At 68.6% G+C, this 12,618-nt stretch carries 17 protein-coding genes; 14 read left to right on the top strand and 3 right to left on the bottom strand.

Annotated features, from left to right (window positions below; genetic code table 11):
- Positions 1-154: 154 nt before the first annotated feature.
- The 3 genes from OID54_RS05205 to adhP all read left to right on the top strand — a co-directional run bounded on the left by OID54_RS05205 (position 155) and on the right by adhP (position 3,143).
- Positions 155-814, top strand: coding sequence for a TetR/AcrR family transcriptional regulator (locus OID54_RS05205; protein WP_329014613.1), 660 nt, complete (start codon positions 155-157; stop codon positions 812-814).
- 348 nt (positions 815-1,162) lie between these two features.
- The gene (locus OID54_RS05200; protein WP_329014610.1) at positions 1,163-2,092 is read left to right on the top strand and encodes a universal stress protein; all 930 of its coding nucleotides are present in this window, start codon (positions 1,163-1,165) and stop codon (positions 2,090-2,092) included.
- Positions 2,093-2,123: 31 nt separating this feature from the next.
- Entirely contained in the window at positions 2,124-3,143 is a 1,020-nt protein-coding gene (gene adhP / locus OID54_RS05195) for an alcohol dehydrogenase AdhP (RefSeq protein ID WP_329014607.1), read from the top strand.
- Between the two features lie 73 nt (positions 3,144-3,216).
- On the opposite strand, the gene ppk2 is transcribed toward adhP, so the two are convergent.
- Entirely contained in the window at positions 3,217-4,035 is an 819-nt protein-coding gene (ppk2, locus tag OID54_RS05190; RefSeq protein WP_329014604.1) for a polyphosphate kinase 2, read from the bottom strand.
- A 422-nt stretch (positions 4,036-4,457) separates the two neighbouring features.
- On the opposite strand from ppk2, the gene OID54_RS05185 reads away from it, so the two are divergent.
- Entirely contained in the window at positions 4,458-5,186 is a 729-nt protein-coding gene (locus OID54_RS05185; RefSeq protein WP_329014601.1) for a class E sortase, read from the top strand.
- A gap of 187 nt (positions 5,187-5,373) precedes the next feature.
- On the opposite strand, the gene OID54_RS05180 is transcribed toward OID54_RS05185, so the two are convergent.
- Positions 5,374-5,769: a VOC family protein gene (locus OID54_RS05180; RefSeq protein WP_329014598.1), complete on the bottom strand. Its 396-nt coding sequence runs from the start codon at positions 5,767-5,769 to the stop codon at positions 5,374-5,376.
- A 64-nt stretch (positions 5,770-5,833) separates the two neighbouring features.
- Positions 5,834-6,880 carry a PHP domain-containing protein gene (locus OID54_RS05175; RefSeq protein WP_329014596.1) on the bottom strand — a complete coding sequence of 349 codons (1,047 nt, stop codon included), beginning with the start codon at positions 6,878-6,880 and terminating at the stop codon, positions 5,834-5,836.
- A gap of 274 nt (positions 6,881-7,154) precedes the next feature.
- Between OID54_RS05175 and OID54_RS05170 the strand changes: the two genes are divergently transcribed.
- From OID54_RS05170 to OID54_RS05125, 10 genes are all read left to right on the top strand, one after another.
- The gene (locus OID54_RS05170) at positions 7,155-7,475 is read left to right on the top strand and encodes a gas vesicle protein GvpO (protein ID WP_329014593.1); all 321 of its coding nucleotides are present in this window, start codon (positions 7,155-7,157) and stop codon (positions 7,473-7,475) included.
- 76 nt (positions 7,476-7,551) lie between these two features.
- On the top strand, positions 7,552-8,010 hold the full coding sequence (locus OID54_RS05165) for a gas vesicle structural protein GvpA (RefSeq protein WP_329014590.1): 459 nt from the start codon (positions 7,552-7,554) through the stop codon (positions 8,008-8,010).
- Positions 8,007-8,723 (top strand): GvpL/GvpF family gas vesicle protein, encoded by a 717-nt coding sequence (locus tag OID54_RS05160; RefSeq protein ID WP_329014587.1) that lies wholly within the window; start codon positions 8,007-8,009, stop codon positions 8,721-8,723. The genes OID54_RS05165 and OID54_RS05160 overlap by 4 nt, the downstream gene beginning before the upstream one ends.
- Before the next feature lie 3 nt (positions 8,724-8,726).
- Positions 8,727-8,972, top strand: a complete 246-nt coding sequence (locus tag OID54_RS05155) for a gas vesicle protein GvpG (protein WP_329014584.1) — start codon at positions 8,727-8,729, stop codon at positions 8,970-8,972.
- The gene (locus OID54_RS05150) at positions 8,969-9,604 is read left to right on the top strand and encodes a DNA primase (protein WP_329014581.1); all 636 of its coding nucleotides are present in this window, start codon (positions 8,969-8,971) and stop codon (positions 9,602-9,604) included. The genes OID54_RS05155 and OID54_RS05150 overlap by 4 nt, the downstream gene beginning before the upstream one ends.
- Positions 9,597-10,784: an SRPBCC family protein gene (locus OID54_RS05145; RefSeq protein WP_329014579.1), complete on the top strand. Its 1,188-nt coding sequence runs from the start codon at positions 9,597-9,599 to the stop codon at positions 10,782-10,784. The genes OID54_RS05150 and OID54_RS05145 overlap by 8 nt, the downstream gene beginning before the upstream one ends.
- Positions 10,781-11,128, top strand: coding sequence for a gas vesicle protein (locus OID54_RS05140; protein ID WP_329014576.1), 348 nt, complete (start codon positions 10,781-10,783; stop codon positions 11,126-11,128). Before OID54_RS05145 ends, OID54_RS05140 begins: the two co-directional genes overlap by 4 nt.
- Positions 11,125-11,976 (top strand): GvpL/GvpF family gas vesicle protein, encoded by an 852-nt coding sequence (locus tag OID54_RS05135; protein ID WP_329014574.1) that lies wholly within the window; start codon positions 11,125-11,127, stop codon positions 11,974-11,976. Before OID54_RS05140 ends, OID54_RS05135 begins: the two co-directional genes overlap by 4 nt.
- Positions 11,973-12,179 (top strand): gas vesicle protein, encoded by a 207-nt coding sequence (locus OID54_RS05130; RefSeq protein WP_329014571.1) that lies wholly within the window; start codon positions 11,973-11,975, stop codon positions 12,177-12,179. The genes OID54_RS05135 and OID54_RS05130 overlap by 4 nt, the downstream gene beginning before the upstream one ends.
- Entirely contained in the window at positions 12,176-12,457 is a 282-nt protein-coding gene (locus tag OID54_RS05125; protein ID WP_329014569.1) for a gas vesicle protein K, read from the top strand. The genes OID54_RS05130 and OID54_RS05125 overlap by 4 nt, the downstream gene beginning before the upstream one ends.
- Positions 12,458-12,618 lie beyond the last annotated feature (161 nt).

The following is a 12,618-nucleotide window of genomic DNA, read 5'->3' as shown; positions in this document are numbered from 1 at the left end:
CATTTCGCGTCTGTCGCAGGCTCGCCCATGTCTTCGGCGATCAGCACTCATGCGTGAGATGCAGCCAACGCGCCCATGTGTCAGGGGGGTTGGGGATCCCAGAGTGGCCCCGTCGGTGGCGGGTGCGACCGGATGGTGTGCGACGATCGGCCGTATGGGCGTCACGACGGGACGACGGGTCGGCCGGCCGCGGGCAGTGCCGCGGGCGGAGAGCGGGCTGACGGTGCGGGAGGAACTGCTCCACTCCGCAGCCGGGCTCTTCACCACGCGCGGCTATGCGGCGACGACGACGCGCGCCGTCGCCGAGGGGGCCGGGATGCGTCAGGCGACGATCTACCACTACTTCCCCGCCAAGGAAGATCTGCTGGCCGAGCTGCTGGAATCGACCGTCGCGCCATCGTGGGGACTCGCGTGCAGGCTCCTGGGCGAGGCGGAACGGCCCGCGGAGGATCGGTTGCGCGAACTGTGCCGCGCAGATGTCCGACTGCTCTGCCAGGGGCCACACGACCTGGGGGCCCTCTACCTCCTGCCCGAGGTGCACAGTGAGCGCCTCGCCGAGTTCCGCAGGGTGCGGGCCGAGCTGAAACGCGCGTACGGGCGGCTGCTCGCGGCCACCCGGGCGGGGAGTTCGCTCGACGCGACGGAGCGGGCACTGCGTACGGACATGGTCTTCGGTCTGGTCGAAGGGGTGATTCTGATCCACCGCACGGATCGGGACCGACCGTTGGACGCCTTGGCGGACGCGGTGGCACGGGCCGCGCTGAGGATCGTGGGAGTGACGGACGAGGAGTGGGGCGCAGAGCGCCGACCGTGACCCGTGTGACCTGAGTGGGGCGCTCCCGGGTTCTTCGAACGTGTTTCCGGTGTGCGGGTGCAGGCTTTGGCGGCTGTGTGCGCGGCGAGGCGGAGGCGCTGCCGTGAGCGCGGCAAGGCGCTCCCAGGTGGGAAGTTGAACGCGGAACCTCTCAATCTCCCCTCGTATTGTCGGGTGCATCCCGATTCGCGATGATCGTCGGGCCCTTTGGACAGGGCCGGTAGGCCCAGGTCAAAGGACCTGCGGCCGGCCCTGGGGGACCTGCGGCCCCTCGCACACATGCGTACGGAAGCTCATGCTGGATAGCGGGATCACTGACGATCTCAACCGCTTCTGGAGGTACCTACCATGTCTCGCACCGTCATCGCCGGACTCGATGGCTCCCGGGAGAGCTTCGCCGCCGCAGAATGGGCCGCCCATGAAGCGAAGCTGCGGGGCGCATCGCTGAAGCTGGTGAACGTCTGGGAGTCGGTGCCACTGGTCCAGGCGCCCTTCCTGAGCGCCGAGAACGAGCAGCAGTGGGCCGAGCAGTTGCCCCGCGAGGCCGGCGAGGAGTTGCGGAAGGTCCATCCGGAGCTCGACATCACCGTCGAGCAGTTGACCGGCCGCCCTGCCGACGTCCTGCCCGAGCTCACCAAAGATGCCGAACTGCTGGTGCTCGGCTCCAGCGGCCTTGGCGGCATCACCGGCTTCCTCGTCGGCTCCGTGGGACAGGCGGTGGTCTCCCGAGCCGAAGGTCCGGTCGTGCTCGTCCGCGCCCTGACAGCGGCTGACGACGCTGACGACGCTGCGAACACCGACGGCAGTGAGGCCGCAGACTCCCGAACCGGCCGGGAGGTACAGGGAGACCCCGAGGGCCCGGTCGTCCTCGGTTTGGACGCCAACGAACCCGACGAGGCCCTGATCCGGTTCGCCTACGAGGCGGCGCAGCGGCATGGACTGCCCCTGAAGGTCGTCCACAGCTGGAACCTGCCGCCCTACTTCGCCTACGGACTGCCCCCGGACCCCCAGCTCAACGCCGAGCTCGGACGGATCGAGGGAGAGACCCTGACCGAGGTACTGGACGCCTGGCGACCCAAGTACCCGTCGGTCGAGGTGCTGGAGCAGGCCGCACCGGGCAAGGCCGTCGAGCAGTTGGTGGAAGCCTCGCGGGGAGCCTCCCTCCTGGTCGTCGGGAGGCGGATGCGTCGGGCGCCGTTCGGTGGCCGCATCGGGTCGGTCGCCCACGCCGTGCTCCACCACGCCACCGCACCCGTGGCGGTCATCCCGCAGCAGTGAGCATCCGGCGAACCAGGCGAGGAGTACGACCATGAAGGCAGCAGTCGTACGGGAACTGGGTGCGCCCCTCATCATCGAGGAGCGCCCCGACCCGGAGCCCGAGCCCGGTCAGGTCCGCATCAGACTTGAGGCGTCCGGACTCTGTCACACCGACATCCATGCGGCGCGCGGTGACTGGCCCGTCAAGCCGTCGCCACCGTTCATCCCCGGCCACGAGGGCGTCGGCATCGTGGAGGCGCTCGGCGACCCGGTCGAGCACCTCACCGTCGGCCAACGGGTCGCCGTCCCCTGGCTCGGCCGTGCCTGTGGCCGCTGTGAGCACTGTCTCTCCGGCTGGGAGACCCTCTGTGAGCAGCAGATCAACACGGGCTACGCCAACGACGGCGGGTACGCCGAGAAGATGTTGGCCTGGGCCGACTTCGCCCAGGTCGTCCCCGACGGGATCAGCCCGCGCGATGCAGCGCCACTGACCTGCGCGGGAGTGACGACGTACAAGGCGCTCAAGGTGGCCGATGTGCGTCCGTCCCAGCTGGTCGCCATCTCCGGCGTCGGCGGCCTCGGCCATCTGGCCCTCCAGTACGCCAAGATCGCAGGGGCGACGGTGGCCGCCATCGATGTCACGGACGCCAAGCTGGAGCTGGCGAGGGAACTGGGCGCCGACATCCTGATCGACGCCCGCAAGGAAGACCCCGCCGCACGGTTGCAGGAGTACGGCGGCGCCCATGCGGCGATCGCGCTGGCCGTCAACGAGCAGGCGTTCGCAGCGGCCTACGGCGGGCTGCGCCGCGGTGGGAAGCTCGTGCTCGTGGCCATGCCGGCGGAGGGGACGATCGAACTGCCGATCTTCCCGACCGTGCTCAACGGAATCAGTGTCATCGGTTCCATCGTGGGAACCCGACAGGACCTTGCGGAGGTCTTCCAACTCCACGCGGCCGGCCGCACCCGAGTGATCTCCGAGGTCAGGGAGCTGGAGTCGGTCAACGAGTCGTTCGACGACGTCCTGAGCGGTGCCGTGGACGCACGGATCGTGTTCGAGTTCGCCCACGCCTGATCGCGGCGCCGACGTGCGCCGACACCACTGGGTCTTCCACTCCACCGCGCGGAGTGGAAGACCCGGTCGGCGATCAGGACGTCAACTTCGCCGCATGATCGGGGACATACGTCTGGAGGTCACGCGGCGGGCGCTCGTACCCCGTCGACGGCGGCCGGGCGGGAATCTCGATGACCGGCAGCGGCACCTCCGAGTAGGGCACCGTCGACAGCAGATGGGCCATCATGTTCAGCCGCGCCCGACGCTTGTTGTCACTCTCCACGACATACCAGGGCGCCTCGGGAATGTCGGTGTGGACCATCATCTCGTCCTTCGCCCGCGAGTACGCCTCCCAACGGGTGATGGACTCCAGGTCCATGGGGGACAGCTTCCACTGCCGAGTCGGGTCCCCCAACCGCTTGCGGAACCGCAACTCCTGCTCGGCGTCGCTCACCGAGAACCAGTACTTGCGCAGCAGGATCCCGTCCTCGACGAGCATCCGCTCGAAGATGGGGCACTGGTGGAGGAAGCGCCGGTGCTCCTCCTTGGTGCAGAAACCCATCACCTGCTCCACCCCGGCCCGGTTGTACCAACTGCGGTCGAACAGGGTGATCTCCCCGGCGGACGGCAGATGCTCGATGTACCGCTGGAAGTACCACTGGCTGCGTTCGCGCTCGGTGGGCTTGGGCAGGGCCACCGTCCGCGCGACCCTCGGGTTCAGATGCTCGGCCACCCGCTTGATGGTGCCGCCCTTGCCCGCAGCGTCCCGACCCTCGAACACCACCACCAGCCGCACGCCCTCGACGCGCACCCACTCCTGAAGCTTGACCAGCTCGGTCTGGAGCCGCAGCAACTCCTTCTCGTACACCGCACGAGGAATCTTTGCCGCGGCCCGCGTCGGTTCGTCGCCCATACCGCTGTCGCCTCCCGGTCGATGTCACTCTTCCGATGATCTTACGTAGTCGGGAACCGAAGCCTCCGATGCGCACCGCCGGCACCGACGGGAACGATCGGACACCGGCGCGCTGCCGTGGCTGCCTCGCAGGCTTGCCGGCGAAGCGATGCGGGGCCGATGGATCCCATCGGCCGACAACCCTCGTGAATAGGGCGCTGACCAGCACCCTTGCCCGACCAGAGCCCATCTTCGGCCAGCCGCCCCCCCCGAGCAGCCGCGTTGCCGAGCCCGCCCAGGTTCGGCATGGTGGGAAGGTGGTACGGGAGTGACGCCCGGGCCGGGAACGCGAAGCCGGATCGGATCGTTCTCCCCGCAGTAGACCGACCGCGGCATCCCCGGCTGCGGCGCCATCCAGCACCTGCCGTCGATGCGGACCAGATATGGCTGCTTCCCGAGTTGTCCCGCTGGCGCTCGTAGGAGCGCTCATAACCGTGCTCGCGGGCTGCTCCTCGGCCGACGCCTCCGCCGAGGACACCAGTACCGCGAGCGCACGACCCACCATCGCCGCAACGCTCAGCACCGGGCCCCTGCCGTCCAGCGCAGCGCCCGCGGCAGTGGACGGCACGGCCGGGCAATCCGCCCCGACCCCCGCCGACGACCCGCAGAAGGTTCAGCCGGCGACGCTTTCGATCCCCGCGATCGGTGTCGAGGACCTCCGGGTCGTGCCCTACGAGGGCACCACCGACGATGCACCGGGCACCGCCATCCAGAACCGGGGCGTCGCCGCGAGCCCGTACGGCGAGGAAGGCGGGGTCGGGCCGGGCGAGATAGGGAACTACCTGGTCACCGCCCATCGGCTCTCCGCAGGAGGCCCGCTCCGTGACCTGCCCGACCTTCAGAAGGGCGACACGGTCCGTGTCACCGCGGGCGGCACCATCTACGAGTACGAGATCACCGAGACCCGGCAGACGTCCTTCCGGTCCGCGGACTCGCTGGCCGAACAGCGTGCCGCCGTGCCGGGGAAGCCGGGCGAGAAGCCCACCCAGGCCATGATCACGATATCGACCTGCGCCACACCGGAGGACGACGCAGCAGGCAACTTCTGGCGCGACGGCTTCGGCAATCCCGAGCATCGCATCGACAAGATCGGTGTCCTCAAGGCCCGTTGAGCCCCTTCTGTCCGCCGCCTCGACTTCGGCTCGCCGGTGGCCCACCCAGGTCGCGACTCCGGGGCGGGCCCATCAGCGTACGCGGACCATGCGGCTCCGAGCCGGTGACATCACTGCCGCCAGAGCGCCCTCGCCAGCGCCAGCCGGATCACCCGGCCCCTCCTGAGCGCGTACTTCCCGATGAGCATCACCGCTGCGGGGGCAGCGGTGAGACCGCGAGGGAAAAGGAGTGCCCGGCCGGATCCGAGTAGATCCGCACATCGCGCGGACCGCTGTTGTCCTTGGTGTCCACCGGTCTCGCGCCCAGGCCGATGACCTCCCGCTCCGCCTCGTCCATATCGCCGCGCTCCACCAGGATGCGCAGATGCGCCTGCTGCGAGTCCTCCGGGCGGGGCCAACTCGGCGGTGCGTAGCCGAAGTCCCGACGGATGGCCAGGTGCACCCCGCGATGACCGATGATCTCCACGAAATCGGGGTCACTCCCGATGTGCACCTCGGCACCGAGCAGTTGGGCGTAGAACTCCGCCAACTCCACCGGCTCGGCGCAGTCCAGGACCAGCACACTTGTCTTCTCGACCGTCATGGCCGCTCGTCTACCCCCGACCGCGTCAGCCATACGGCCGAAACAGGTACCGATCCAGGTCACCTCAGGCGCTCTCCGTCCACCCCAGCAGGTCGGCTGCACTCCAGGTGTTGATCACTCGATCCGCCGGTACCCCGGCCTGCTCCGCCCGGGCACAACCGATGCCCTGCCAGTCCAGTTGTCCCGGGGCGTGTGCGTCCGTGTCGACAGCGAAGTACACCCCGGTCTCGACGGCCAACCGCAGCAGCCGCATCGGCGGATCGAGCCGCTCGGGTCTGCTGTTGATCTCCACCGCCGTACCGTGGGCCGCGCACGCATCGAACACGCGCTGCGCGTCGAACTGCGACTCGGGCCGCCGACCGTCCCCGCTCGACGCCCTCCGCCCCCGATGTTCCCGCCCGATCAGCAGCCGCCCTGTGCAGTGGCCGAGCACGTCCACCAGCGGATTGGAGACCGCCTCCACCAGCCGGCGGGTCATCTTGGCCGACTCCATCCGCAACTCCGAGTGGACGGAAGCCACCACCAGGTCCAACCGGTCCAACAACTCCGGCTCCTGGTCCAGCGAGCCGTCCGTCAGGATGTCGCACTCGATGCCGGTGAGGAGCCGAAAGGGCGCCCACCGCTCATTGAGTTCCGCCACGACCGCCAACTGCTCCCGCAAACGCTCGGGCGAGAGACCGCGCGCAACCGTCAGCCGTGGCGAATGATCGGTCAGCACGGCCCAGTCATGCCCGAGGGCGATCGCGGTGCGTCCCATGTCCTCGATCGGGCTGCCCCCGTCCGACCAGTCCGAATGCAGATGGCAGTCACCCCGCAGCAGGGCGCGCAACGACTCCCCGCCTTCCGCCAGCGGTACCGCCGCCTCCTCCTCAAGCCGTTGCAGGTACTCCGGCACCTGCCCGACCAGTGCTTCCCGCACCACCCGCGCCGTCTTGGGTCCGACGCCCTTCACCCGCTCCAAGGAACCCGTCGCGCTGCGCCGTGCGACCTCCTCCGGCGGCATCGCCCCGAGGACGGTCGCCGCGGTGCGAAACGCCCGTACCCGGTAGGTCTCCGCACGGGAGCGCTCCAGGAGGAAGGCCACCCGCTCCAGCGCCTCCAACGGTTCCATCCAGGGCTCCTCCAGCAACGGTGACGCACCTCGCGACCGCGTTGTGAACGGTCACTCCCACTCTGGCCCCGAGTGTCCGCAACGGCACGCCGAGAGCGCCGGGCGCCCGCCCCGCGACGTCCCTTCGCTCGATGGACGAACCGTTCCTCCAGGAGTTGTTCGCGAGGGTTGTTCGAATGGGCGAGCTGGGCATTTGCGGGGTGCTCGAACGGCCCTTGGCAAGAGCGGGGGGTTTGGAAGCGCGCTGGCGTGCAACACGCAGTCGGGAGGCGCTATGGCTGATGGAACCAAGAAAACCCAAGATCAACCGCAGGGTCAGGACCGGGGTGGCACATCCACACCGGGGCCGATGAAAGTGCTGCGCGGGGCCTGTGCCCAGCTCGCCGAGCTCACCGGCAGGGAGGCCGAATCGGTCTCCTCGTTCGAACGGAAGGAAGGCGGTTGGGTGCTGGAGGTCGAGGTGCTCGAAATGGCACGCGTCCCCAGCACGACCAGCTTGCTCGCCACGTACGAGGTGACGCTCGACGAGTCCGGCGAACTGAGCGGTTACCGACGCATCCGCCGCTATCAACGCGGCCGGGCGGACCCGGACTGACCGCTCGGGACGCCGCCCCGGATTCCATGCCCGTACGCGCATCACATCGAGAAGGAATCGACGAAAGGGCTGGCAGATGACCGTGGTACCGGCACAACAGCAATCGCGAGGCTCGGGAGGCGGCTCCAGCGGCCTCTATGACGTCCTCGAACTCGTCCTCGACCGGGGGCTCGTCATCGATGCCTTTATCCGGGTCTCCCTGGTGGGCATCGAGATCCTCAAGATCGACATTCGGATCGTGGTCGCCAGTGTCGACACCTATCTGCGCTTCGCCGAGGCGTGCAACCGCCTCGACCTCGAAGCAGGACCGCGCAAGGACCCGGGCCTGCCCGACCTCGTCGGGGAGATGACCGAGTCCGGAGCACGCGGCAAGACCAAGGGCGCGCTCTCCGGAGCGGCCCAGACCATCGCAGAGTCGTTCCAGCAGGGCCGTGATGAAGAGGACGACCAGGGCGAGCGGTCCGAGGCTAAGCCGCGCGCCACCCGCACCCGACGGACCGCGACCCGCAAGCCGAAGGAGGAGGAGTCCGCATGAGTCTCTATGTCTACGGCATCGCACGTAGCTCGCACCCGGACCTGCCCGAACATGCGGCGGGTGTGGGCGACCCACCGCGCCCCGTCCGCGTCGTCAGCCAGGGCCGCATCAAGGCTCTGGTCAGCGACGCACCAGAGAAGGTGCGCCCCAAGCGGCGAGATCTCCTCGCCCACCAGGACGTACTGCGCCAAGCGGGGGAGTCCGGGCCGGTCCTGCCGTTGCGTTTCGGCGGTGTGTCACCGGACGACCGCACACTCCTGTCGGTTCTCGCCGACAAGGAGGAGTACTACGTCGAGCGGCTCGGCGCCCTCGACGGCAAGGTCGAGTACAACATCAAGGCCACTCACGATGAGGACGCCGTGCTGTACCGGGTCCTCTCCGACGATCCCGCCCTGCGCGAGAGCGTCGAAGCCGGGCGTCGGTCGGGTGGCGGATCGCACGAGGACAAGGTGCGGCTCGGTGAACGCATCGCCCAGGCCGTCCAGGTGAGGGAAGCGCACGACGCCCAACTCGTCCGCACGTCCCTTGAGGGACTGGCCGAGGAAGTGAGTGCCGGGCCGCAGAGCGTCGGATGGCTGACGAACCTGTCCTTCCTGGTGGCCCGGGACCGCAGTGCGGAGCTGGTGAACGCGGTCGACGCCCTGCGTCAGGAACAACCGCACCTCTCGCTCACGGTGACCGGCCCGCTGCCTCCGTACAGCTTCGTGGAGTGAGTGATGGGCCTCATCGGTGAGTTGCTCCTCCTGCCCGCCGCCCCCGCCCGCGGCTCCTTGTGGGTGCTGCGGCGGGTGGTGGAGGAGGCAGAGCGGCAGTACTACGACCCCGCCGCCGTACAGGGCGAACTCGGGCGACTCTCCGAACAGTTCGAGGCGGGCGAGATCGACGAAGAGACGTTCGACCGCCGGGAGGACGAACTCCTCGACCGGCTGGAGATCGCACAGAACAGAGAGCAGGGACGATGAACAACAGGGTGGCACTGGGCCTAGCCGTGGGCGCGGGATACGTACTCGGGCGTACGAAGAAGGCAAAGCTGGCGTTCGCGGTCGGCACGATGGTCGCGGGCCGGCGGATGAGTGCGGGCCCCGGGGCTCTCGGCCAGCTCATCACGCGCCAGCTCGGAGAGAATCCGCAGTTCAAGGCTCTGCGGGAGCAACTGCGTCAGGATCTCGGCGGCGTGGGCAAGGCCGCGACGGGCGCCTTGGTCAGCAGGCAGTTGGACGGGCTGGCCGACCGGCTGCACGAACGCACGGCGGGCGTGCAGGACCGGGTGAAGAACGCCATCGCCCCCTCCAACGCATCCGGCTCCTCCGACTCAGATGACTCAGACGACTCCTCCAGTCGACGGTCCAAGGCCAAGACCGAGGCCGCTGACGAGCACGTTGATGACGATGCGGAAGAGCCGTCAGACGCGGGCGATGCGCGGACGTCGAAGGAGGAGCCGGAAGACGCCGAGCGCCCGGCGCGACGCACCGCTAAGAAGTCGGCGACGCGAGCGCAGCCCGCCAAGAGGACAGCGGCCCGGAAGCCGGCGAAGGCCCCGGCCAAGCGGACCGCCCAGAAGGCGGCACCGAAGGAGAGGCGCAACCGTGGCTGAGAACACACGTCTGCTGAGTGCGGACCATCCCGCCGTACAGCGACTGAAGGAAGAGGCACAGGACTATCTGGCGGCACGTGCCGAGCAGGCGCTGTCGTCCACGGGCCGGATGCTCGGCCGGGCGACCACCCGACTGAACGACATCGCCGACGGCGGGCCTGGGCTCGCTCAGTTGGCCAAGGAGAGCGGACGCAAAACCGCCGAAGGCAAGGGTCCGGTGCGTACGGCGGTCGAGGTGGGCGCGTCCCATCTGAAGGGGAAGGTGACTGAGACGCTCAAGGGTCTCGGCGGCAAGGGAGGCAAGGGCGGAGGTGGCAAGGCCCCGGTCGTCATCCTGGAGTCCGTGGATGTGGGGGTGCCCGCGCGGACCGCGTACGACCAGTGGACCCGCTTCCAGGACTTCGCCTCGTTCGCCAAGGGGGTGCGGAGCGCGACCGCGGCCGATGACACCTCATCGGACTGGCAGGTCAAGGTGTTCTGGTCCAGCCGCAGTTGGAAGGCCCGCACCACCGAGCAGATACCTGACTCCCGTATCCAGTGGACGTCCGAGGGAGCCAAGGGCAGCACCAAGGGAGTGGTCACCTTCCACGCCCTCGGTGAGAACTTGACCAGGGTTCTGTTGGTGCTGGAGTACTACCCGAAGGGCCTGTTCGAGAAGACCGGCAACCTCTGGCGCGCACAGGGCCGCCGGGCGCGGCTCGACCTCAAGAACTACGCCCGACACATCTCGATGCGCGGCGAGGCCGAGGACGGGTGGCGCGGTGAGATCCGCGACGGGGAAGTGGTCCTGAGCCATGACGACGCCCTGGCGGAGGAGGAGGCCGAGGAGTCGACCGGCGCGGATGCCGAGGAGGACCGGGAATCCGTTGCTGAGGATTCTGATGGCTCCGATGATTCCGCTGAGGAAGATGCGGCCGAAGAGGATCCGGACGGTGAGTACGAGTACGAAGACGCGTATGACGACGAGTACGGCGAGGACCCTGATGACGACGCCGACGAGGATGCAGAGGTAGCCGATCCCGACGACCCCGACGACCCCGACGACCCCGACGACCTTGAGGACGTCGAGGACGAGGACCCGGAGGACGAGGAGGACCCGGAGGACGAGGAGTACCTCCAGGAAGACTCAGAGGAGGAGCCCGAGGAATCCGCGCGGTCCGGAAGCCGTGGTCGCCGATGAGTATCTCCGGCAACCTCCCCGACCCCTATGCCTCGCAGGGGGGAGCTGCGAACCTCGCCGACATTCTCGAACGGGTGCTCGACAAGGGGATCGTGATCGCGGGTGACATCCGCATCAACCTCCTCGACATCGAACTCCTCACCATCAAACTGCGGCTGGTCGTCGCCTCCGTCGACAAGGCCAAGGAGATGGGCATCGACTGGTGGGAGCGCGATCCCGAGCTGTCCAAAGGTGCACGGGAGACGGAACTCGCCGCCGAGAACGAGCGGTTGCGCCGACGCGTCGCCGAGCTCGAACCGGCCGCCGCGACGCCCGCACCCCAGAGGTCGGAGGAGTCCGCGTGAACGAGCTCCGCTATGTGTACGCCGTGATGCGGCCCTTCAGCGCGCCCCTGCCCGCTGATCTGCGCGGGGTCACCGGCAGCCAGCCCTACCAGTTCCGTCATGACGAGCTGTCCGCCGTGGTCTCGACCGTTTCGGCGGCCGACTTCGACACGGATCCCCTCAAGGAACGGCTGGAAGACCTCGACTGGCTCAGCGACACGGCACGCGCTCACGCAGCCGTGGTCGGGGCCCTCGTCTCCCTGGGTTCCCCGCTCCCGTTGCGCCTGGCCACGGTCTGCCGCGATGACGACGGGGTACGCCGACTGCTCGACTCCGGGCGCGATCGGTTCCGCACCACGCTGGAACGACTCGACGGGCGGGTCGAGTGGGGGGTGAAGGTGTACGCGCGCAATGCGGCCACCACCGCCGAACCGTCGGCGGGCGCTGGGCCCGCCAAGAAGCCGATCGACCACGCACCGGGCGCAGGGCGCGACTTCCTCCGGCGCCGACTCGGCGAACGCCGCAGGGAGGAACACACCTGGCAGTCGGCTTTCACCGTGGCCCGGACCCTCCATGAGGAGCTGACCGGCCGGGCGGAGAGCTCCCGTCTCCACCGGCCCCAAGAGGCTCGGCTCTCCGGTGCCAGTGGACAGAACGTCCTCAACGCCGCCTATCTCGTCCACCGGGATCACAGCGCCGACTTCATCGGTGGGGTCCATCGGCTGCTGCCGAACGACGGCGGCCTCAGCGGTGAGATCACCGGGCCCTGGGCGCCCTACTCCTTCACCGATGACCAGCCGCCCCCCGAGTTCGACGGAGCCCTGCGGAGCGAGTCGGCGCGGGCGCCGGGGGAGGGGGAGCGATCATGACCTCGACCGCGGGGGTCGACCCCCTGGCCGAACGGCAGGTCGCCCTCGTTGACCTTCTCGATCGACTGCTCGCGGGCGGCGTGGTGATCAGTGGGGACCTCACCCTGCGGATCGCTGACGTGGACCTCGTAAGGATCGATCTCAAGGCCCTGATCAGCTCGGTTTCCACCGAGGTCCCCTCACCGTGGGAGGGGAGCCGATGAGCCGCGAGCGCGCCGTGGAACTGGGCCCCGACACCGTGGAGAGGGATCTCGCCCAACTCGTGCTCACGATCATCGAGCTGCTGCGGCAGCTGATGGAGCGTCAGGCCCTGCGTCGTGCCGAGACCGGTGAGCTGACGGGTGAGCAGGAGGAGAAGATAGGGCTCACCCTGATGCTGCTGGAAGACCGGATGGACACCCTTCGGGAACGGTTCGGCCTGGAGCCGGGTGATCTCAACATCGACCTCGGCCCCCTCGGTCCGCTCCTCCCTCGGCAGTGAGGCAGCCTCCACGCGGTCGAGGCGGACGGTCGGCCACTCGATCGCCGAGACTCCAGATGGCCCACGACACCGCTCACGATCTCGTGCATTCCATGGAATTCCTTCACGAGCCGTGCTCACGGCGCCCCCAACGGGAACGGCAGTACTTATGAGCCACATGC

The sequence above is a fragment of the Streptomyces sp. NBC_00690 genome, from assembly GCF_036226685.1.
Classification (GTDB): Bacteria; Actinomycetota; Actinomycetes; order Streptomycetales; family Streptomycetaceae; genus Streptomyces.
The sequence above is the reverse complement of the archived record's forward strand: the minus strand, read 5'-3'. Positions and strand labels throughout refer to the sequence as shown.